This is a genomic window from Stenotrophomonas sp. Nf1 (genome assembly GCF_003028475.1).
In the GTDB taxonomy this organism is placed as follows: domain Bacteria; phylum Pseudomonadota; class Gammaproteobacteria; order Xanthomonadales; family Xanthomonadaceae; genus Stenotrophomonas.
Genome location: NZ_PYTV01000005.1, coordinates 135,305 through 155,328, shown reverse-complemented (window position 1 = coordinate 155,328; position 20,024 = coordinate 135,305). Strand labels below are relative to the sequence as shown.

Genomic DNA, 20,024 nt, shown 5'->3' with positions numbered 1-20,024 from the left:
CGGCCAGGCCGGGGTTCGTTTGCGATCCTGGCCGGCCTTACTTGGCGGCGACGACCTTGGCCATTTCCAGGCACTTGTTCGAGTAGCCCCACTCGTTGTCGTACCAGGTCACCAGCTTGACGAAGGTGCCGTCCAGCGCGATACCGGCTTCGGCGTCGAACACCGAGGTGCAGGTCTCACCGCGGAAATCGGTGGCCACCACCTTGTCTTCGGTATAGCCCAGGATGCCCTTCAGCGGGCCTTCGCTCTGTGCCTTCACTTCGGCGCAGATCTCGGCGTAGGTGGCTTCCTTTTCCAGCTCGACGGTCAGGTCGACCACCGACACGTCCGAGGTCGGGACGCGGAAGCTCATGCCGGTCAGCTTCTTGTTCAGTTCCGGGATGACCACGCCGACGGCCTTGGCCGCACCGGTGGAGGAGGGAATGATGTTTTCCAGGATGCCACGGCCGCCGCGCCAGTCCTTGTTGGACGGGCCATCGACGGTCTTCTGGGTGGCGGTGGCCGCGTGCACGGTGGTCATCAGGCCGCGCTTGATGCCCCACTTGTCATTGATGACCTTGGCCAGCGGGGCCAGGCAGTTGGTGGTGCACGAAGCATTGGAGACGATGGCCTGGCCGGCGTAGGTCTTGTCGTTCACGCCGTAGACGAACATCGGGGTGTCGTCCTTCGACGGCGCCGACATGATGACCTTCTTCGCGCCGGCATCGATGTGCTTCTGCGCGGTTTCCTTGGTCAGGAACAGGCCGGTGGATTCGATCACCACGTCCACGTCCACCTCGTTCCACTTCAGGTTGGCCGGGTCGCGCTCCTGGGTCAGGCGGATCTTCTTGCCGTTGACCAGCAGGTCGTTGCCCTGCACCGCCACGTCGGCCTTGAAACGGCCGTGCACGGAGTCGTACTTGAGCATGTACGCCAGGTAATCCGGCTCGAGCAGATCGTTGATGGCCACGATTTCGATGTCGTCGCCGAAGTTCAGCACCGCCGAGCGCAGGACGTTACGCCCGATGCGACCGAAACCGTTGATACCAACCTTGATTGCCATTTCTCAAGCTCCTGCGGCCGCGACGGGTGCGGCGGGATGGATAGGGCCCACAAGTCTAGCAAACCGGGGCTGGCCACCGTGGGCCAGCCCCCCGGCGCGGCGGGTCGGCGGACAGGAATTGATCCGGATCAAAGCGTTAGCGCGGCGTGAGGCCGAGACTGTCGCCATCCACCCCGCAACGAGATCACCCCCATGCGCAAGACCTCTTCCCTGATCGTGGCCAGCCTGTCCGCCGCCCTGTCGCTCGCCGCCGCCCCGGCCATGGCCCAGTCCAAGGGCGACTGGACCATCTCGGCCGGCGTGCACCAGGTGGCTCCGAAGTCGAACAATGGCTGGCTGGCCGGCCACACCCTGAAGGTCGATGTCGACAACGACGTCAAGCCGACCATCACCGGCGAGTACTTCATCGCCGACAACCTGGGCATCGAAGTGCTGGCGGCGCTGCCGTTCAAGCACGACATCAACATCAACGGCCTGGGCCGCGTTGGCAGCACCAAGCAGCTGCCGCCGGTGGTGACCGTGCAGTACCACTTCAACAGCAAGGGCAAGGTGTCGCCGTTCATCGGCGCAGGCGTGAACTACACGACCTTCTTCAGCGAAGACACCACCGGCGCGCTGAAGGACAGCCGCCTGAAGCTGCAGGATTCGTGGGGCCTGGCCGCGCATGCAGGCGTGGACTTCGCGATCGGCGAGAAGGGCGCGCTGCGCGTGGACATGCGCTGGATCGACATCGACAGCAAGGTGAAGTTGAACGGCGAGAAGATCGGCACGGTCAACATCGATCCGCTGGTCTACGGCGCGTCCTACGTCTTCAAGTTCTAAGCGGTGTGTTGAACGCGGGGGCCTCGCCCCCCGCTTCACCGCTACAGGCAAAACCCTCGCAGCATGTTGCCCCGGCGTTTGCCGGGGCTTTTTTCTGCGGATGCAAGGGTTCATCCACGCGCGGCGTGGATCTACCGACGGGCACGATGCCGCGACGACACGAATCGGGTTGATGGCCGGTCATTGATCCGGCGCCACTTCCACCCGGTTGCGGCCACTTTCCTTGGCCCGGTACAGCGCTGCATCGGCCCGTGCCAACGCCTGTTCCAGCGTGTCGCCGCCATCATCGTGCCAGCGCGCGACGCCGATGCTCACGCTCACCACCGGCGCTGCATCCGAATCGGCATGGGCGATCGCCAGCGCCTGCACCTGCTGCCGCAGCTGTTCGAAGGGCGCTGTTTCCGGCTCGCCCGGTGCCCAGTGGCCGAGCGCCACGAACTCCTCGCCGCCGTAACGCGCCACCACCGAATCGACACCACGCAGCTGCGCGGCCAGGGTGACCGCCACCGCATGCAGCACGGTGTCGCCTGCGGGATGGCCGTGGTGGTCGTTGTAACGCTTGAAGTAGTCGATGTCGATCATCGCGATGCGCAGTGCGCCGCGTGCGTGCGGACGACGCAGATAGCGCTGGAAGATCTGCTGGGCGCGGCGGTCGAATGCACGCCGGTTGAGCAGGCCGGTCAGGCCATCATGATTGGCCAGTGCATCCAGTCGCTGCTCGGCGCGCCAGGTCGCACGTGCCTGGCGTTCGGAGATATAGCTGCCGACGATGCCGGCCAGGTTGCTGGCCAGCACGAACATCACGCTCTGCAGCATCTGCGGCCAGTGCCGCCCAGCCTGCAGTTCGGCCAGCACGAAGCCCAGCGCGATCAGCGTTCCGGAAAGCGTGGCGACACCGAAACGCAGGCCGCACAGGAAGTAGTTCAGCAGCAGGAACAGGCTGATGCCTTCATAGGGATAGTTCACGCCGGCACGGTGCGCGGTCCAGATCATGCTCACCAGCGCCAGACCACTGACCAGCACCACGCTGCCGCCCAGCCACTGCAGGTGGCGACGGAACACCGGTACGAAGGTCAGTGCCACGCCCAGCAGCAGGGTCGGCAACAGCACGCCCAGCCGCCAGCGCAGTACCGGCGCATGCACCTCCGGTGGCAACCAGTAGGAATCGAGTACGGCAAAGCCCAGCGAGAAGGCACCGGCCACGGCGCAGGCCCAGCGCATGCGCCAGACGACCTGGGCATTGAACGCGGCGGCGAACCCATCGTCTTCGGGGTGGCCTGCCTGGATCCGTCTGTCCGTGATGATCATCACCCTCTCCCACTCCCCATGGCCGGGCTACCGTAGCGGCCGCAGCATCAAGGCGACGTGGCGACCGACCGGGCTCCATCAAGCCGCCAGTGCCCGGCCGCCGCTAGAATGTGCGCATGAAAGCCCTGCACTCCCTGTTCCTCGCCGCCGCCCTGGCGCCGGCCCTGCTGTCCGCTTCCGCCCCGGCCCATGCCTGGGGCGCACAAGGCCACCGCCTTGTCGCCGAAGTTGCCGACGCCCGCCTCAACCCCACCGCCCGCGCCGAAGTGGACCGCCTGCTGGCCACCGAGCCCGACGCTACCCTGGCCAGCATCGCGCCCTGGGCCGATCAGCTGCGCGCCAAGGACCCCGGCCTGGGCCGTCGCTCAGCCGGTTGGCACTACGTCAACATCGCCGAAGACAACTGTCATTACCAAGCCCCCAAGCACTGCAGGAACGGCAACTGCATCGTCGAGGCACTGAAGGCACAGAGCGCCATCCTCGGCGACCGCAGCCTGACCGACGGCGAGCGCCTGCAGGCGCTGAAGTTCGTCGTGCACCTGGTCGGCGACATCCACCAGCCGATGCATGCCGGCTACGCCCATGACAAGGGCGGCAACGATTTCCAGCTGCAGTTCGGCAACCGCGGCACCAACCTGCACTCGCTGTGGGACAGCGGCATGCTCAACACCCGCAAGCTGGACGACACCGGCTATCTGCCGGTACTGCAGGGCCTGCGCGCACCGAAGCTGGCACGCCAGTCCAATCCGCAGCGCGATCCGCAGACCTGGGCCGAGGCCAGCTGCCGCATCTCCATGCAGGCTGGCGTTTATCCGGCCACGCGTAAGATCGGTGACGAGTACACCGAGCGCTACCGGCCGCTGGCCGAAGCGCAGCTGCGACTGGCCGGCGAGAACCTGGCGCAGTTGCTGAACCGCGTGCTCGGCACGCGTTGAGGAGCGTTCCCATGCCAGTCCAGGTGCAGTCGTTCTTCCACCGTGACAGCAACACTTTCAGCTACCTGGTCAGCGACACGGCCAGCGGCGAGGCGGCGCTGATCGACCCGGTCCTGGACTACGACCCGGACACCGACGCCAGCAGCGAGTCACCGCTGCGTGACGTGCTGCAGGCCATCGAACAGCAGGGCCTTCAGCTGCGCTGGCTGCTGGAAACCCACGCCCACGCCGACCATGTGTCGGCGGGGCGTCGACTCAAGCAGCGCTTCCCACAGGCTACGCTGGCCATCGGCGAAGGCATCCGCGCGGTGCAGGCCACCTTTGCACCGCGCTACGGCCTGCAGATTCCTGCGGCCGATGACATCTTCGACCGCCTGTTCGCCGACGGCGAGACCTTCGCCCTCGGCGAGCTGCAGGCGCGCGTGATTGCCGTGCCCGGGCATACCAGCGACAGCGTTGCCTACCTGATCGGCGACGCCCTGTTCAGCGGCGACTCGCTGTTCATGCCTGACGGTGGCACCGCCCGCTGCGACTTCCCGGGCGGTGACGCCGCGCAGCTGTATCGCTCGATCCAGCGCTTGCTGGCCCTGCCCGATGCGACCCGCGTGTTCGTCTGCCACGACTACGGCCCGGGTGGGCGCGCGTTCGCCAACGAAACCACCATCGGCGAACAGCGCGCGCACAACATCCACGTGCATGACGGCGTGGCCGAGGCGGAGTTTGTCAGCGTACGCCAGGCCCGCGATGCGACGCTGGCCGAGCCGGCGCTGATGCAGCCGGCGGTGAAGGCCAACATCCAGGGCGGGGCCTGACACGCGCCGTTGCACGCGCCGGGCATGGCGCGGCGCTACCCGCCCTGTGTGCGCACCACATGCTGGCCCTTCACGATCTCGAAGGTGAAGGCGTACTGCAGGGTGACGGCGACCGGCTCAACCCGCTCGGCGCTGCGGCAGTCGCCGCGATCGGCCGGCACCTTGCCCGCTGCGAAGTGACAGACCGCGGCGGACGAGTACTTCCACATCGCAACCGCCTCCTGCGCGGCCTGCAGCAAGGGCGCATTCTCCGGCCTCGCGCCCGCACGGCATTCGCTGCGTTCGTTCAGCGGCATGCTGCGTTCAACGTCGCCCTGCGCATCCACCACCACCTGCAGGCAGACCGTGGTCGGCGGCAGTGCCGTGCGTGGGTCGCGCTCACCCACCACCGGATCGGGTGCCGTATGCAACTGCGGCATCCGGTAGCCCTCGCTGTCGGCCAGCGCGTAGGGCTGGATCTGGCCGGCGGCGCCTGCGGCATCGGGCCGCAGACGCTGGTGACCAACATTCTCGCTGCGGGTATCGACCGTGGTCAGGCCTTGCTGGCTTGCGCACCCGACCAGCAGCGCCGCCATCATCCACAGCGGCGCCCGCCTCACTTCGTTTCCTCGGTCTCATCCATGGCGTAGGTGATCGGAATGCGGACGGCACCGGCCACCGGCCTGCCGTTCTTCCGCGCCGGTCGGTAGGTCCAGCTGCGCGCGGCGGCGACGGAGACGGCATCGAACACCCCCGGATTGGTCGCGCTGAGCACCTGCACATCGGTGGGATGGCCCTGTGCGTCCACCTCGATGCGCAGGTTGACCACGCCCACCTGGCGCTGCTCGAAGGCGGACTTCGGATAGGACGGCGGCGGCATCTTGTCGACCTGGATCGGACTGTCCAGCCCCGCCTTGGCCGCATCCTCTGCAGCGTATTCGAACGGCTCGACACCGATCCGGGTACCTGCCGCCGCACCGCCCTGGCTGGCCCACGCCACCGCCGCCATTCCCGCGCACAACCCGACCACCAGCACCTGACCCGACACCCACGGCAATGCCTTCCGCTTGGACTGCTTCAACATGGCGATACGCTCCTTCAACACGGGTTGGCTGCGCCAATGGCAGACCGCGGGCGCAACCGGATGGACCAGCTGCGCCTTCAGCAGCGTGCTGGCATAGAGGCCGCGCAGCGCAGGCTGCGGGGCAATGGTGCGGGCATCACAGGCCAGTTCCTGGTCGCGCAGGAAACGGCGTGCAGCCCATGGCAGAAGCGGGTGGAACCAGAACACTGCGCGCACCAGCAGCAGGGCGCCGTTGGCCCAGTGGTCGCCATTGCGGCGATGGCTGCGCTCGTGCTGCAGGATCAGGTTCTGCTCCTGTGCGGTGAACTGCTGATCGAATTGCGGACCGACCACGATGCGTGGCCGCCACAGGCCGACCAGCGCGGGCAGGCCCGGATCAGCGCTGGCCTGCCAACTACCGTCGGCGCGCGCGTGCAGCAGACCCAGGCAGCGTTCGAAGCGGCGCTGCGCACGCAGGTCGCGCAACAGGCTGATGCCCACGCCCAACGCCCATGCCAGCAACAGCAGCCGAGCCCACGGCAGCGACTCCCCGCTGAGGCCACCGGCAGCGCCCGGCACCACCGTCAGCGGCAGCGTCGGCACCTGCTGCAGCAGCGCCACCTCGGGCAGCGGCAGCAACAGCGCCGCCAACAGCAACGGCAGCAGCCACCAGCTGCGGTAGGCCAGCGCGGCGCCGCCCAGGCTCACCAGCAGCGGTCGCAGCGCCGCCAGCAGCAGCACGCCCACCGCCAGCCACAGGCTGGCCCGCCACAGTCCGTCGAGCAGCTCAGTCATGGTCCAGCTCCTGGATCAGTTTCTTCAGTTCGGCAATGTCCTGCGCGCTCAGCTGCCCACGTTCGCTGAAGTGCGCCACCAGCGGCGCCACCCTGCCCTCGAAGACACGACCGATGAAGTCCTGGCTCTGCGCCTCCACCCAGGCCTGGCGCTGCAGCAGGGGCCGGTACAGATAGCGACGGCCATCGCGCTCGGCAGCGATCGCGCCCTTGGTCAGCAGGCGGTTGAGCAGGGTCTTGATGGTCGGCTCGGCCCAGTCGCGGTGGGCCAGCGCGGCCACCACCTCTTCGGCGCTACGCGGTGCCTGCTGCCACAGCACCTCCATCACAACGGCTTCGGCTTCGCTGATCGGGGTCATGGTTTACATCCGTAATCGACAAGCCGATTACGCGCGTAATCGAATCCCGTGTCAAGCCCCTCGACTCCGGGTTCATCGCAGCTGCGCCAGCATCGGTTCCTCCCGCCCCAGGCCCCGGATGAAAGCGCTGCCCAAGAAGGAATTCCCGGTCGAGCAGGCCCGCCGCTTCCTCGAACCCGGCCCGATCGTGCTGGTCAGTACCGCGTGGCAGGGCCAGCGCAATCTGATGACGATGGGCTGGCACATGGTGATGGGCTTCTCGCCGTCGCTGGTCGCCACCTACCTGTGGCACGAGAACCACAGCTTCACACTGGCCCGGGGCAGCGGCGAGTGCGTGATCAATGTGCCCGGCGTGGAACTGCTCGATACCGTGGTGGACATCGGCAACTGCAGCGGCCGTGAGGTCGACAAGTTCGCCCGCTTCGGGCTCGACGCCGTGCCTGCGCGGGAGGTCGGCGCGGCGCTGGTGGGCCAGTGCCATGCCTGTTTCGAGTGCCGCCTGTACGACGACAGCCAGGTCGAGGCGAGCAACCTGTTCATCTGGGAAATCGTGCATGCGCACGTCGCGCCGCGGCCGAAACTGCCGCGCACGGTGCATTACCGAGGCGATGGGCAGTTCATGGTGTCCGGCGCGGAAGTCTCGCGTCGACGGCGGTTCAAGCCCGACATGCTGTAATGCCCGCACTCCCCCACACGCAGGACCGCCGCGCATGACCGAACACCTCACCGACCTGGACGCCGCCGTCGACTGGTTGTTTGCGCGCGTGGACGGGCCGTTGCGGATCGGGGCACCGCTTGCGCTGGGCAAACCGCATCGGCTGCTCAATGCGCTGTATGCACGCGTCGAAAAGGACCCGTCACGACCGCTGCAGCTGTACACCGCGCTGTCGTTGAATCCTCCCAAGGCACGCGGCGATGGCCTGGAGGCGCGCTTCATGGCGCCGTTCGCGCAGCGCCATTTCGGCGACGACTTCCCGCGCCTGGCCTATGCCGATGCGATCGCGCGCGACGCGCTGCCGGCGCATGTGCAGGTGGAAGAGTTCTACATGCAGTCCGGTGCCCTGCTCGGCTCGCGCCAGGCGCAGTCCAGCTACACCAGCCTGAACTACACCCACGCCGCCGATGCGGTCGCCCAGCGCGCGCCGCAGGTGATCGTGCAGAAGGTGGCGATGCGCGCCGGTGACCGCCGGCTGTCGCTGTCATGCAACAACGACATCACCCAGGACACCCTGGACGCCATCGCCGCGCGCGGTCTGCCACGGCCCCTGCTGATCGCCGAGATCGATCCGCAGCTGCCCTACCTGGGCGGCTCGGCCACGGTGGATGTGTCGTTCTTCGATCTGGTGATCACCCCGCCGCCGCCGTACCCGGCGCTGTTCGGCCTGCCGCGGCAGCCGGTGGGCGATGCCGACTATGCCATCGGGCTGTACGCCAGCACGCTGGTGCGCGACGGCGGCACGCTGCAGATTGGTATCGGCACCCTGGCCGATGCGCTGAGCCATGCGCTGGTGCTGCGCCACACCGACAACGCGCGCTACCGCCGCGTGCTGCACGCGCTGGACCCGCAACTGGCCAGCCACCCACTGGTGCAGGAAATTGGCGGGCTGGATCCGTTCGAGGTTGGCCTGTACGGCTGCAGCGAAATGCTCAACGAGGGCTTCCGCCGGCTGGTGCAGACCGGGGTGATCAAGCGCAAGGTGCACGACGATCTGGCGTTGATGCAGCGCATCGAGAACGGCAGCACGTTGTCCATCGACCACGCCACGCTGGCGGCCGAAGGTGAGTACCTGCACGGTGCGTTCTACCTGGGTTCGCCGGAATTCTATGAGTGGCTGCGTACGCTGCCGGACGACGAGTGTCGCGCGATCGGCATGCGCCGCATCAGCGAGATCAACCAGCTGTATGGCGGCAACGAGACACTGGAACGCCTGCAACGCCGCCATGCCCGCCTCTTCAATTCCTGCATGATGGCCACCGCACTGGGTGCAGCCGTCTCCGATGCGTTGGACGATGGACGCGTGGTGTCGGGCGTGGGTGGGCAGTACAACTTCGTGGCAATGGCGCACGCGCTGCCGGAAGCGCGCAGCGTGCTGATGTTCCGCGCCGCGCGCGATGACAAGGGCCGGCGCGAATCCAATGTGCGCTGGAATTACGGGCACACCACCATCCCCCGCCACCTGCGCGACATCTACCTCAACGAGTACGGCATTGCCGATCTGCGCGGCCTGACCGATGAGGACTGCGTGCAGGCGATGGCGGCGATCACCGAGGCGCCGTTCCAGGGTGACCTGCTGCAGCAGGCGCAGGTTGCGCGCAAGCTGTTGAAGAGCACGCAGCCGGATCCCGAGCGCCTGCAGCGCAACACGCCGCAGGCGTTGTCCGCTGCATTGGCACCGTTCCGCGCTGATGGCAGCCTGCCGGACTATCCGCTCGGCAGCGATTTCAACGAGATCGAACAGGTACTGGTGAAGGCACTGGGCTGGTTGAAGGCCAACACGCAGACGCGCAGCAGCAAGCTGCGCACCGTGTGGGCCGCGCTGTGGCAACCGGCCGGTGATGGCGATGCGGCGTACCTGCAGCGCATGGGCCTGCAGGCACCGAAGGATTTCAGCGAGCGCTTGAACGCACGCCTGCTGCGCCTGGCGTTGGCGCGTACCGCCTGAAAAAGGGGACGGAAGGGATCAAGTCGTTTGTGCACAAACGACTTGATCCCCTCCGTCCCCATTTCACATCCACGCATGGCGTGGATCTACCGCTCCATCCTCGCTGCGTCCTCAAGGTACAAGCGAGCAATAGGTGGATGCGCTCGATGCTCGACTTGCCACAGATCGTATGCCGCCTGCATCGCCAGCCACATGCGGGCATTGCCCAGACCCGCAAGCTCGAGACGGAATGCGAGTTCTGCGGAGATGCCGGCATGCCCGTTGATGATGGTCGACAGCTGTCCGCGGGAGTAGCCAAGATGTTGCGCCAGCGCACTGATCGACATGCTGATCGCCGGCAGGATGTCTTCGCGCAGCGATTCTCCGGGATGAGGCGGATCATGCAACGGCATCGAACAGTCTCCTAGTGGTAATCAAGGTAATCGACCAGTTCAATGTCCAGCCCGCGAAAGCGGAACACCAACCTCCAACTCGCCGAGACACTTACAGCCCAGTAGCCGCTGTAGCTTCCGCGCAGGGGATGCAGGCGATTTCCGGGCAGCCCCATGTCTCCAGGCAGCCGGGCTTGATCCAACTGCAGAAGCAGACGCCGTAAGGCAACACCTTACACCCCGCAAATCCAGCATAGGTTCCTGCGCTGCTCTTGCTGTCCATGCCCACTTCCAGGGGTACCTCGGCAGGCCCTCCTTTTCGCAGAGAACGCAGGTCAGATGAAGAGGCCAACACGACAGCAGCGGCATCGGGCCGAACATTCTGGACAAAGGAAAAGGCCGGCTTGCGCCGGCCTTTCCTTCATCACGCTGCGATGCTGCTTACAGCGCCTTGGCCGCTTCCACCACGTGCGCGGTGGTGATGCCGAAGTGCTTGTACAGCTGGTCGGCCGGGGCCGAGGCACCGAAGGTGTCGATGCCGATCACCGCACCGTCCAGGCCGACGAACTGGCGCCAGAAACCGGTGACGCCGGCTTCCACCGCCACGCGCTTGCGCACGGCGTTGGGCAGCACCGATTCACGGTAGGCCGCATCCTGGCGCAGGAACACGTCGGTGGACGGCATCGAGACCACGCGGGTCTTCAGGCCGGCCGCGTCCAGCTGGGCCTTGGCTTCGGTGGCCAGCGAGACTTCCGAACCGGTGGCAATCAGGATCACGTCCGGGGTACCGGCGGCATCGGCCAGCACGTAACCACCGCGCTCGATCTGGGCGATCTGTTCGGCGTTGCGCGGCTGGTGCGGCAGGTTCTGGCGGCTGAACACCAGGCAGCTCGGGCCGTCCTGGCGGGTGATCGCGGCCTTCCAGCTCACTGCCGATTCAACGGCATCGCACGGGCGCCACACGTCGTTGTTCGGGATGTAGCGCAGCGAGGCCAGGTGCTCCACCGGCTGGTGGGTCGGGCCGTCTTCGCCCAGGCCGATCGAGTCGTGGGTGTAGACGTGGATGGCGTGGGCCGGGATCAGCGCGCTCATGCGCACGCCGTTGCGGGCGTAATCGCTGAACACCAGGAAGGTGGCGTCGAACGGAATGAATCCACCATGCAGGGCCAGGCCGTTGGCAATGGCGGTCATGCCGAACTCGCGCACGCCGTAATACACGTAGTTGGCGTTGGCGTCGTCGCTGGCGACCGATTTGCTGCCCTTCCACAAGGTCAGGTTGGAGTGCGCCAGATCGGCCGAGCCGCCGACGATTTCCGGCAGCAGCGGCGCATAGGCTTCGATGGCCAGCTGCGAGGCCTTGCGCGAGGCGATCGTCGGGCCTTCAGCGGCCACCTGGGCGATGTAGGCATCGGCCTTGGCAACGAAGTCGGCCGGCAGCTCGCCATGCGAACGACGGGTCAGTTCGGCCGCTTCGCCCGGGTACTGGCGGGCGTACTTGTCGAACAGCTGTTCCCACTCGGCCTGGCGCAGGGTGCCGGCGCCATTGGCGCGCCAGCCGTCGTAGATCGCCTGCGGGATCTCGAACGGGCCGTATTCCCAGCCCAGCTGCTTGCGGGTGGCTTCCAGCTCATCCTTGCCCAGCGGCGCGCCGTGGCTGGATTCCTTGCCCGCCTTGTTCGGCGAACCAAAACCAATGGTGGTGCGGCAGCAGATCAGGGTCGGCTTGTCGCTCTGCGACAGCGCAGCCTCGATGCCGGCCTTGATGCTTTCCGGGTCGTGGCCATCGACATCGCGCACCACGTTCCAGCCGTAGGCCTCGAAACGCTCCGGCGTGTTGTCGGTGAACCAGCCCTCGACGTTGCCGTCGATGGAGATGTGGTTGTTGTCCCAGAAGCAGACCAGCTTGTGCAGGCCCCAGGTGCCGGCCAGCGAAGCGGCTTCATGCGACACGCCTTCCATCAGGCAGCCATCGCCCATGAACACCCAGGTGCGGTGGTCGACCACTTCCAGTTCCGGGCGGTTGAAGCGCTGTGCCAGCAGCTTCTCGGCCAGGGCGAAGCCCACGGCGTTGGCGAAACCCTGGCCCAGCGGGCCGGTGGTGGTTTCCACGCCCGGAGTCTCGTGGCGTTCCGGGTGGCCGGCGGTGTGGCTGCCCAGCTGGCGGAACAGCTTGAGCTGCTCGATCGGCAGGTCGTAACCGCTCAGGTGCAGCAGCGCGTACTGCAGCATCGAACCGTGGCCGTTGGACAGCACGAAACGGTCACGGTTGAACCAGTGCGGGTTGCTCGGGTTGTGGCGGAGGTAGTCGTTCCAGAGGACTTCGGCGATGTCGGCCATGCCCATGGGCATGCCGGGGTGGCCGGACTTTGCGGTTTCAACCGCATCGGCGGCAAGGAAGCGGATGGCGTTGGCCAACTGGCGACGGGTAGGCTGCGTCATGGTTCTGTCGGAATCGGGAGGCGGCCGCGGACGTGCGGGCGGCCTATTGTCCCATAGTCGCCGGGCGGGGTCAGGTCGGACCGGAAAACGAAAGGGGTCGGATCCCTCTCCTTGGGGAAAGGGATCCGACCCCGATCAGGTCGCCAACAGTGGGGCCGGGCTCAGTCCTGGCGCGGGGTCAGCGCCGGGCCGTCGTGCGGCTCACCCTTGGCCACCAGGGTGGTCAGGGCCAGGTCACCGGTCACGTTCAGTGCGGTACGGCACATGTCCAGGAAGTGGTTCACGCCCAGGATCAGGCCGATGCCCAGCGGGTTCACGCCCACCATCGCGCAGATCATCGCCACCACCGGCAGCGAGCCGGACGGCACACCGGCGGTACCGATGCCGCCGAGGATGCACACCGCCATCACCATGAACTGCTGGCCGATGCTCAGGTCCACGCCGAAGAACTGGGCCAGGAAGATCACCGTCACGCCCTCGAACAGCGCGGTGCCGTTCTGGTTGGCGGTGGCGCCCACGGTCAGCACGAAGCGCGACACGCGCTGCGGCAGGCCCATCTGGTCGGCCACGCGCAGCGCGGTCGGCAGGGTGGCATTGCTGGACGCAGTGGAGAACGCCATCACCGTCGCTTCCTGGGTATCGCGGAAGAACGACAGCGGCGAACGGCCGGACAGCCACACCGCGGTGCCGTAGGTCACGATCATATGCAGGCCCAGTGCCAGCACCACCACGCCCACATAGGCGCCCAGGCGGATGATCAGCTCGAAGCCGAACAGTGCGGCCAGGTTGAACATGAAGCAGGCCACCGCATACGGGGCCAGGCGGATGACCAGGTTGATCAGGGTCATCGAGATCTCGAACACGCCTTCGATGGCGCGGCGCAGCGGGGCGACCTTCTCATTGTCGGTCAGCACCATGCCGATGCCGAACATCAGCGCGAAGAACATCAGCGACAGGATCGCGCCGTTGTCCGATGCCGCCTGCAGCACGTTGCTCGGCACGATCGACAACAGCATGTCCATGCCCTTCGGCGTGCCATGGATACCGGCCACGATCTCCTTGCTGCGCTCGGCATTCTCCGACAGCATCAGCGCCGCCGTCTGCGGGTCGACGCCCGCGCCCGGCTTGAGCACGTTCACCAGCACCAGGCCGATGCCCACCGCGATACCGGACAGCAGCACGGTGAACGCCAGCGTCTTCCAGCCGATGCGGCCGAGGGCGCGGATGTCGCCCATCTCCGATACGCCCATGATCAGCGCCGAGAAGATCAGCGGCACGATCAGCATGAAGATCAGATTGAGGAACAGGCCCGAAGCCGGGGTGGTGACGTAGTCCATGACCCACTTGGCACCGGCCTGCAGGCCATCGACGCTGCCGCCCAGGGCGTGCACGATCAGTCCCAGGACCAGGCCGATCGCAAAGCCGATGCCCATCTTCCAATGCAGGGGCAACTTCTTCCTGTCGGCAGCAGCTGCTGTCATACGCGGGTTTCCTCGAAAAATGAATGCACTCTAACAAAGCCCGCAAGCGGCGCCGGTTCAGGTTCGCCGCGGTGGATACAGCGGCGCCAGGCCAGTTTCAGCGGTACCGGTCGCTGCCGACCAGTGCGGTCCGTCACGGAAGACCGCACGCAGGCGCGCACGCAGTGCGGCCGGATCGCCCTGCCCGCCCCAACGCGCCTGCTGCAGCGCCTGCAGCACTTCTCGCTGGGCCGGATCGCCGAGACGGGCGATGACCTGCTCGATGCGTTCGACACCGGCCATCGCGCACAGCTGTGCTTCAACCTGTTCAAAACCTTCCGCGTCCAGCGCGCGGCGCAGTTCGGCCACACCGGTACGTCCACTCGCTACCGTCGGCACCGCTGGCGTGCCCGCCACGGACGCCGGCGCACGCGGACGCCGCCCGCGTTGCCAGCCCCACAGCAGGGTCAGCAGCCACAGCACCGCCAGGCCGATGGCCGCGCCCATCCACGGCCACGGTCGCTCGGACAGGCCACTGGCCTGCGGGTCGGTTGCGGCGATGCGGCTGTCGCGGCCATCGGTACCCGGCAACGCGGCATCGGTGTCGATCGGCGGCAGTGCCGCCGGCGCGGTGTTGGCAGCGCCGGAGCCGGCGGCAACAGCCAAGGTCAGGTCCGGCAGGTTCGCCTCCTGGGCCTTGCCCGTGCGCACGTCCCACCACGGCAGGCGCGGCCCCGGCACCACCAGCGAACCGGGCTGGCGCGGCACGATCGAATAGCGGCGAGTGATCTTCAACCGCGGCGTGCTGCCGTTGAAGGTTTCCTCGTACTGCGCCGGTTCGGCGAACACCTGCGCGCTGCTGCCGAGATCGGGCACCGGCAGGTCGGTGAACTGCGCACGGGTGGCACCCTCGGCGATGGCTTCGACCACTACGTTGGCCGCCTCGCCGGCGCGGCCACGGGTCGGCGCGCTGGTGTAGCGCAGCTGCAGCGCCTGCAGCGGCAGCCAGGGCTGCGGTGCCTGCGCCGGCTGTGCCTGCACCTGCAGGGTGCGGTCGGCGCCGGTGGCGTTCATGCGCCCGTCGCCACCGCCGAAGAAATCGTCGAAGAAGCCACCGGCACTGCGTCCGCTGAAACGCGCACCGGCCAGCCGCAGCGCGCCGCTGCGCTCGGGAATCAGCAGAAAGCGCCGCTCGACCACGTTGTAGCGCCGGCCATTGACCTGGCGCACATCGGTGCGATCGTCACCCACGCGCTGCAACGAGGCGCCGGCCGGGGTATCGAGCACCAGCTCGCCGGAGGCCAGCTGCGAGGCGAAGTACAGCCGCACCACCACGCCCACGCTCTGCTGCACATATGGCGTCTGGTCATCGACAACGGTCTCGATGAAGGCCATCGCGTTGCTGTCCGGGCCGGCCACGCTCGCCGCCTCCACCTGCAGCGTCAGCGGCGCGGTACGCACGCTGCCCACCTGCAGGCCGGGAACCACCAGCGCGCCGCTGCGCCGGGGCGTCAACGCCACGCCGTACAGGTTGCGCTGCTGCATGCTGCCATTGCTCCACTCCACCTGCCGGCTGCTGGTCTGCCCGCTCAGGTCGAAGTCGGTGCGCAGCGGAGTGAAGTCCGGTGCGCCCTGGTCACTCTCGACATTGAGCGTGACCGTGTCACCCATCGCGATGCGGTCGCGGTCGAGCCAGGCGCGCGGCTGCGCCCACCCCAGCAGCGGCAGCCACAGCAGCAGCGCCGCCCACAGCGGCCGCGACCACGGCCTGTGCATGTTGATCGCGCGCGTCATCGCCCTTCCCTCTTCCTGCGTTCGTTTTCCAGCTGGAACTTGGCCCGCAGCAATGCGCCCGGATCATCCGGCACCCGCCGCATCCAGGCGTCCACCGCCTGCCGTTCTTCGCGTTGGCCCGCAGTGCGGGCGTCGCCGGTAGAGACCGGCTTGCCGTCCTTGTCCGTCTTGCCCTCGCCTGCCTGTTGCATGGCCTGCTGCATGCGCTGGCGTTGCTGCTCATCGGCCTGTGCCTGCGCCTTGGCATCCTCGGCCTGCGGCGGCGCCTGCTGGCCATCGCGGCCGCGCTGGCCGGTCTGCGGAGTGGAGGATGCCTTGTCATCGCCGGACTTGGGTTGGCCCTGCTGGCCCGACGAAGGCTGGCCCTGCCCCGGATCCTTCTGGCCCGGTTGCGGTGGTTGGCCCTGTGGAGGCTGCTGTTGCTTCTGCTGCCCGTCCTGCGACTTCGGTTGATCCTGTCCCTTGTCGCCGGCCTGCCTGCGCTTGCGTGCGGCAACGACCACCGCGCGGTTGGCCACCGCATCGGCCATGCCGGGATGCAGCGTCAGCGCACGGTCGTAGGCGGCGATGGCTTCGTCGTAGTTGCCTTCGCGCGCCAGCGTGTTGCCCAGGTTGTACCAGCCGGCATCGTTGTCGATGCCCTCGAACTGCTTGCGCGCCGCGGCGAAGTCACCACTGCGGTAGGCCTGCACGCCCTCGGCCAGGCGCTGGTGCTGCAGCTGGTCGCTGCGTTTCCACAGGGTGCCCTGCGGCGGCGACGTTGCGGACGCCTGCGCGTGCACCTCGCCCATCCAGGGCAACAGGCCCACCGCCAGCACCGCAGCGAGCGCCGCGCGGCGGCGGAAGGCCAGCAGCGCCAGCAGCATCAGCGGGGGCAACAGCCAGAAGCCTTCGTCGCGCCATTGTCTGCCTTCACCCGGTCTCTGCGCCGCCGTGCCCTCGCGCGCGTCGAGTACGCCCAGCGCGCGCAGGTCGGTGTCATCAGCGGCGATGCGCACATAGCGACCTCCGCCAGCGGAGGCCACCGCGCGCAGACTGCCTTCGTCCAGCGCGGCCTGGCGGATCTGGCCGCTGCCGTCGCGGTAGGCGGCACCGGCCGGTGTCCCCAGCCCCAACACCGAGACCTGCAGGCCGAGACTGCGTGCCTGTGCGGCGGCCAGCGCCGCCTCGGCGTCGGCTTGATCGCTGACCAGCAGGACCTGCCCCTGCGTCGCACCAATCTGCCGCATCAGGCGCGTTGCCCAGTCAATGCCGCGGTCCGCGCGCTGGCCATCGCGCGGCATCACTTCGGGCGACAACGCGTCCAGATACAGCGCAACGTTGCTGCCGTCGTCGGTGAGGGGCGCCACGGTGTAGGCATCATCGGCATACACCACCAGCCCGACCTGCCCGCCCTGGCGCGCGCGCAGCAGCTCGCCCAGCTTCGCCCGCGCCTGCAGCAGGCGCGACGGCGGCAGATCGGCGGCGGCGATCCGGCTGGACAGGTCCAGCACCACCACCAGCGGGGCGCTCGGCTGGAACATCGGTTGCGCCTGCTGGCGCCAGCTGGGCCCGGCCATGGCCAGCGATGCCAGCGTCCAGCCCAGCAGCAGCGCCCATGGCATGCGGGTGCGGCGGCGTGTGCCGGTCGCCAGCAGATGCGGCAGCAGGTGCGCATCCACGGACTGCCGCCACGCATCATTGCGGCGCTGACGGTACAGCACCGCCGCGATGATCACAGGCAGCGCCAGCAAGGCCCACAGCCATTGCGGGCGCAGGAAATGCAGCGCGTTCCAGTCGGGAAGACTCGCGGCCAGGGCGATCATCGGCGCCGCTCCGGCCACAGCCAGGCCAAGGCGCCCAGCAACACTGCCAGGCCCAGCGGCCACGCATAGCGTTCTTCGCGCGGGCGCAGGCTCGGTCCCTTCGCAGCGATCGGCTCCAGCCGGTCCAGCTCGGCATAGATGCCGGCCAGCTGCGCGGTATCGCGTGCACGGAAGAACTCGCCACCGGTCAGGCTGGCGATCTTCTTCAACGTGGCCTCATCAACCGGGTCCTGATCGGCGGAAACGGGAATGCCGAGAAAGCGCATGCTGCCATCCCCTCCGAAGGCGACGGTGTGGATACGCACGCCTTCGGCGCGCGCGAGTTCGGCTGCGCGCAGCGGCTCCAGCACGCCCGCGTTGCTGACGCCGTCGGTGAGCAGGATCAGCACGCGCTGGCCTTCGGGCTGGCTGCGCAGGCGCTTCACCGCCAGGCCGATGGCATCGCCGATGGCGGTTTCGCGGCCCGCCAGGCCCACCACACTGTCGCGCAGCTGGTCACGCACGCTGGCCAGGTCGGCGGTGATCGGCGTGAGCGTGTAGGCACGGTCGCCGAAGATCAGCAGGCCGATGCGGTCACCGGCACGGCGATCAAGGAAGTCGGCCAGCACCGCCTTCGCTGCGGTCAAGCGGTCCACCGCCTGCCCGCCCAGCACCATGTCGCCCTCGCTCATGCTGCCGGACACATCCATTGCCAGCATCATCTGCCGGCCCTGCTGCGGCGGCGTAATGGCTTCGCCCAGCTGCTGCGGGCGCGCCAGCGCGACGCACAGCGCGCACCAGCCCAGCCACAACAGCAGCATGCGCAGCCACGACACGTCGACGCGACCGCCCGCGGACAGCGCTTCCAGTTCACTCGCTGCATAGGGCACACGCAGTGCCGCGCCCGGGTCGGCGCGACGCTTCCACCAACGCATCAGCAACGGCAGCGGCAGCGCCAGCAGCACCAGCGGCCATGCCAGCTGCAGGTCCGGCCACGGCCAGTAACTTGCCAGCAGGTTCATCGGCGGCGTTCCAGCAGCATTGCCAAATAACGCTCGCGGGCCCAGCTGCGCACCGCTGCCACGTCACCGGCGTCGACGCGGGGGCGATAGGCGCCTTCGGCCAACAGGCGACGGCGCGCGTCGGGCAACGTGCCGGCGGGATCCACGCGCTGCCACCAGGCATCGTCGCGCAGCGATTCGCTGCCCGGCTGTGCGTGCCGCGCGGCACGGCGCAGCAGGCCGGCGATCACCGCCAGTTGCGCCGTGGCATCGGTGGCGATGGCCAGCTCCTGATCGAACACCTGCAACCAGCGCTGGCGACGACGGCGGCGTTGCCACCACCGCAGGGCCAGCACCGCCACCACCAGCAGCAGCACGCCGCCGATCATCAGATAGCCCGGCGCCGGCGGCCACCACGGCGGTGCCGGCGGCAGCTGCACATCGCGCAGCGGCAGGTTGGCACTCATGCCGGCACCTCGGTCGGCGACGCAGCCAGCCAGGCATCACTGGGCGCATCGGTGGACAACACCTGCACATCGACGCGGCGGGCACCGAGCTGGCGCCGCAGTTCCTGCAGTGGTTCGACGAAGTGTGCCTGCCAGTGCGCCTGCACTTCATTACGGCGCAGATCCAGACCGATGCGCTGCTGTGCGGTCTGGAACTGCAGGGCCGCCGAGGGCGGTTGCAGTTCCAGCGGATCGACCAGCAGCACCAGGCTGAGGTCGTGATGCTGGGCCAGCGCACTCCAGCGCGCCGGCGCAATCCGGATGGCCTGCTGCGGGTCTGCCAGCACCAGCATGCGCGCACCGGGGCGCAGTACGCGCGCCGCGTGGTCCAGTGCCCGCTCCAGCCCCAGATCGTCGGCGGGCGGTTGCGCATACCAGCGGGCCAGCGCGTCGAGCACACGCAGCACACCGCGTGGCCCACCGGCGGGTGCGATCGGGGCCTCGCGGTCACTGCCGCGCAGGGCGCCAACGCGATCGCCGCGGCGCTGCGCCGACCATGCCGCGACCGCGCCAGCGCGTGCAGCCTGCACCGACTTGAAGCGCACACGGGTACCGAAGTAGAGCGCTGGCGAAGTATCGGCCACGATCAGGCTGACCCGCTCGCGCTCGGCCTGGAACAGCTTGGTGTGGGCGCGACCGGTGCGCGCAGTGACGCGCCAGTCGATGTGGCGCGCGTCATCACCGGCCACGTACTCGCGCGACTCGGCGTACTCCATGCCACGTCCACGCAGCGGCGATGGTGCCTGCCCGGCGTTGCCGGCACGGCCCCGCCGCGGCGGCGGTGGACGTTGCGCGAGGCGACGCAGGGCCACCAGCTCGGACAGCTGGGGGCGCAGCCCATCACCATCGCTGACGGTGGGTACCTGCTGCGGGGATCGGTCGGTCATGCGCA

General features: G+C 67.9%; 19 protein-coding genes. 5 read left to right on the top strand and 14 right to left on the bottom strand.

The window, feature by feature from the left end:
• Positions 1–37: 37 nt before the first annotated feature.
• Positions 38–1,042: a type I glyceraldehyde-3-phosphate dehydrogenase gene (gap, locus tag C9412_RS11210; protein WP_032127866.1), complete on the bottom strand. Its 1,005-nt coding sequence runs from the start codon at positions 1,040–1,042 to the stop codon at positions 38–40.
• Positions 1,043–1,234: 192 nt separating this feature from the next.
• Here gap and C9412_RS11205 point away from each other — a divergent pair, with 192 nt between their 5' ends.
• Positions 1,235–1,864, top strand: coding sequence for an OmpW family outer membrane protein (locus tag C9412_RS11205; RefSeq protein WP_107231687.1), 630 nt, complete (start codon positions 1,235–1,237; stop codon positions 1,862–1,864).
• A 180-nt stretch (positions 1,865–2,044) separates the two neighbouring features.
• Here C9412_RS11205 and C9412_RS11200 read toward each other — a convergent pair whose 3' ends face one another.
• Positions 2,045–3,172: a GGDEF domain-containing protein gene (locus C9412_RS11200; protein WP_107231686.1), complete on the bottom strand. Its 1,128-nt coding sequence runs from the start codon at positions 3,170–3,172 to the stop codon at positions 2,045–2,047.
• 116 nt (positions 3,173–3,288) lie between these two features.
• Between C9412_RS11200 and C9412_RS11195 the strand changes: the two genes are divergently transcribed.
• A complete protein-coding gene (locus tag C9412_RS11195) occupies positions 3,289–4,107 on the top strand; it encodes a S1/P1 nuclease (RefSeq protein ID WP_107231685.1) in 819 nt (272 codons plus the stop codon).
• A gap of 11 nt (positions 4,108–4,118) precedes the next feature.
• Positions 4,119–4,919 carry an MBL fold metallo-hydrolase gene (locus C9412_RS11190; RefSeq protein WP_107231684.1) on the top strand — a complete coding sequence of 267 codons (801 nt, stop codon included), beginning with the start codon at positions 4,119–4,121 and terminating at the stop codon, positions 4,917–4,919.
• Between the two features lie 35 nt (positions 4,920–4,954).
• Here C9412_RS11190 and C9412_RS11185 read toward each other — a convergent pair whose 3' ends face one another.
• Genes C9412_RS11185 through C9412_RS11175 form a run of 3 tightly spaced genes read right to left on the bottom strand, consistent with a single transcriptional unit; the run spans position 4,955 to position 7,114 of the window.
• Positions 4,955–5,518 carry a hypothetical protein gene (locus C9412_RS11185; protein ID WP_107231683.1) on the bottom strand — a complete coding sequence of 188 codons (564 nt, stop codon included), beginning with the start codon at positions 5,516–5,518 and terminating at the stop codon, positions 4,955–4,957.
• Entirely contained in the window at positions 5,515–6,756 is a 1,242-nt protein-coding gene (locus C9412_RS11180; RefSeq protein WP_107231682.1) for a TonB family protein, read from the bottom strand. The genes C9412_RS11185 and C9412_RS11180 overlap by 4 nt, the downstream gene beginning before the upstream one ends.
• The gene (locus C9412_RS11175; RefSeq protein ID WP_107231681.1) at positions 6,749–7,114 is read right to left on the bottom strand and encodes a BlaI/MecI/CopY family transcriptional regulator; all 366 of its coding nucleotides are present in this window, start codon (positions 7,112–7,114) and stop codon (positions 6,749–6,751) included. Before C9412_RS11175 ends, C9412_RS11180 begins: the two co-directional genes overlap by 8 nt.
• A 118-nt stretch (positions 7,115–7,232) precedes the next feature.
• Between C9412_RS11175 and C9412_RS11170 the strand changes: the two genes are divergently transcribed.
• Both C9412_RS11170 and C9412_RS11165 read left to right on the top strand, forming a co-directional pair.
• Positions 7,233–7,790, top strand: a complete 558-nt coding sequence (locus tag C9412_RS11170; protein ID WP_107231680.1) for a flavin reductase family protein — start codon at positions 7,233–7,235, stop codon at positions 7,788–7,790.
• Between the two features lie 34 nt (positions 7,791–7,824).
• Positions 7,825–9,777, top strand: coding sequence for an acetyl-CoA hydrolase/transferase C-terminal domain-containing protein (locus tag C9412_RS11165; RefSeq protein WP_107231679.1), 1,953 nt, complete (start codon positions 7,825–7,827; stop codon positions 9,775–9,777).
• A gap of 86 nt (positions 9,778–9,863) precedes the next feature.
• Here C9412_RS11165 and C9412_RS11160 read toward each other — a convergent pair whose 3' ends face one another.
• The 9 genes from C9412_RS11160 to C9412_RS11120 all read right to left on the bottom strand — a co-directional run bounded on the left by C9412_RS11160 (position 9,864) and on the right by C9412_RS11120 (position 20,019).
• The gene (locus C9412_RS11160; protein WP_107231678.1) at positions 9,864–10,169 is read right to left on the bottom strand and encodes a HigA family addiction module antitoxin; all 306 of its coding nucleotides are present in this window, start codon (positions 10,167–10,169) and stop codon (positions 9,864–9,866) included.
• Positions 10,170–10,180: 11 nt separating this feature from the next.
• Positions 10,181–10,363: a type II toxin-antitoxin system RelE/ParE family toxin gene (locus C9412_RS11155; protein WP_258190181.1), complete on the bottom strand. Its 183-nt coding sequence runs from the start codon at positions 10,361–10,363 to the stop codon at positions 10,181–10,183.
• A 226-nt stretch (positions 10,364–10,589) separates the two neighbouring features.
• Positions 10,590–12,587, bottom strand: a complete 1,998-nt coding sequence (gene tkt, locus C9412_RS11150; protein WP_107231677.1) for a transketolase — start codon at positions 12,585–12,587, stop codon at positions 10,590–10,592.
• Between the two features lie 161 nt (positions 12,588–12,748).
• Positions 12,749–14,068 carry a dicarboxylate/amino acid:cation symporter gene (locus C9412_RS11145; protein WP_107231676.1) on the bottom strand — a complete coding sequence of 440 codons (1,320 nt, stop codon included), beginning with the start codon at positions 14,066–14,068 and terminating at the stop codon, positions 12,749–12,751.
• A 57-nt stretch (positions 14,069–14,125) separates the two neighbouring features.
• A complete protein-coding gene (locus tag C9412_RS11140; RefSeq protein ID WP_107231675.1) occupies positions 14,126–15,841 on the bottom strand; it encodes a BatD family protein in 1,716 nt (571 codons plus the stop codon).
• On the bottom strand, positions 15,838–17,646 hold the full coding sequence (locus C9412_RS11135) for a tetratricopeptide repeat protein (RefSeq protein WP_107231674.1): 1,809 nt from the start codon (positions 17,644–17,646) through the stop codon (positions 15,838–15,840). Before C9412_RS11135 ends, C9412_RS11140 begins: the two co-directional genes overlap by 4 nt.
• On the bottom strand, positions 17,643–18,647 hold the full coding sequence (locus C9412_RS11130; protein WP_107231673.1) for a VWA domain-containing protein: 1,005 nt from the start codon (positions 18,645–18,647) through the stop codon (positions 17,643–17,645). The genes C9412_RS11135 and C9412_RS11130 overlap by 4 nt, the downstream gene beginning before the upstream one ends.
• Positions 18,644–19,093, bottom strand: a complete 450-nt coding sequence (locus C9412_RS11125) for a DUF4381 family protein (RefSeq protein ID WP_107231672.1) — start codon at positions 19,091–19,093, stop codon at positions 18,644–18,646. The genes C9412_RS11130 and C9412_RS11125 overlap by 4 nt, the downstream gene beginning before the upstream one ends.
• Entirely contained in the window at positions 19,090–20,019 is a 930-nt protein-coding gene (locus tag C9412_RS11120) for a DUF58 domain-containing protein (protein WP_107231671.1), read from the bottom strand. Before C9412_RS11120 ends, C9412_RS11125 begins: the two co-directional genes overlap by 4 nt.
• Between the last annotated feature and the right edge of the window lie 5 nt (positions 20,020–20,024).

Excerpts from the sequence above, each read along its gene's own strand:
- C9412_RS11200 (WP_107231686.1), bottom strand. The coding sequence starts at position 3,172 with ATGATCATCACGGACAGACGGATCCAGGCAGGCCACCCCGAAGACGAT.
- C9412_RS11165 (WP_107231679.1), top strand. The coding sequence starts at position 7,825 with ATGACCGAACACCTCACCGACCTGGACGCCGCCGTCGACTGGTTGTTT.
- C9412_RS11145 (WP_107231676.1), bottom strand. The coding sequence starts at position 14,068 with ATGACAGCAGCTGCTGCCGACAGGAAGAAGTTGCCCCTGCATTGGAAG.
- tkt (WP_107231677.1), bottom strand. The coding sequence starts at position 12,587 with ATGACGCAGCCTACCCGTCGCCAGTTGGCCAACGCCATCCGCTTCCTT.
- C9412_RS11135 (WP_107231674.1), bottom strand. The coding sequence starts at position 17,646 with ATGATCGCCCTGGCCGCGAGTCTTCCCGACTGGAACGCGCTGCATTTC.
- C9412_RS11130 (WP_107231673.1), bottom strand. The coding sequence starts at position 18,647 with ATGAACCTGCTGGCAAGTTACTGGCCGTGGCCGGACCTGCAGCTGGCA.
- C9412_RS11180 (WP_107231682.1), bottom strand. The coding sequence starts at position 6,756 with ATGACTGAGCTGCTCGACGGACTGTGGCGGGCCAGCCTGTGGCTGGCG.
- C9412_RS11170 (WP_107231680.1), top strand. The coding sequence starts at position 7,233 with ATGAAAGCGCTGCCCAAGAAGGAATTCCCGGTCGAGCAGGCCCGCCGC.
- C9412_RS11195 (WP_107231685.1), top strand. The coding sequence starts at position 3,289 with ATGAAAGCCCTGCACTCCCTGTTCCTCGCCGCCGCCCTGGCGCCGGCC.
- C9412_RS11190 (WP_107231684.1), top strand. The coding sequence starts at position 4,119 with ATGCCAGTCCAGGTGCAGTCGTTCTTCCACCGTGACAGCAACACTTTC.
- C9412_RS11125 (WP_107231672.1), bottom strand. The coding sequence starts at position 19,093 with ATGAGTGCCAACCTGCCGCTGCGCGATGTGCAGCTGCCGCCGGCACCG.
- C9412_RS11175 (WP_107231681.1), bottom strand. The coding sequence starts at position 7,114 with ATGACCCCGATCAGCGAAGCCGAAGCCGTTGTGATGGAGGTGCTGTGG.
- C9412_RS11205 (WP_107231687.1), top strand. The coding sequence starts at position 1,235 with ATGCGCAAGACCTCTTCCCTGATCGTGGCCAGCCTGTCCGCCGCCCTG.
- C9412_RS11120 (WP_107231671.1), bottom strand. The coding sequence starts at position 20,019 with ATGACCGACCGATCCCCGCAGCAGGTACCCACCGTCAGCGATGGTGAT.
- C9412_RS11140 (WP_107231675.1), bottom strand. The coding sequence starts at position 15,841 with ATGACGCGCGCGATCAACATGCACAGGCCGTGGTCGCGGCCGCTGTGG.
- gap (WP_032127866.1), bottom strand. The coding sequence starts at position 1,042 with ATGGCAATCAAGGTTGGTATCAACGGTTTCGGTCGCATCGGGCGTAAC.
- C9412_RS11160 (WP_107231678.1), bottom strand. The coding sequence starts at position 10,169 with ATGCCGTTGCATGATCCGCCTCATCCCGGAGAATCGCTGCGCGAAGAC.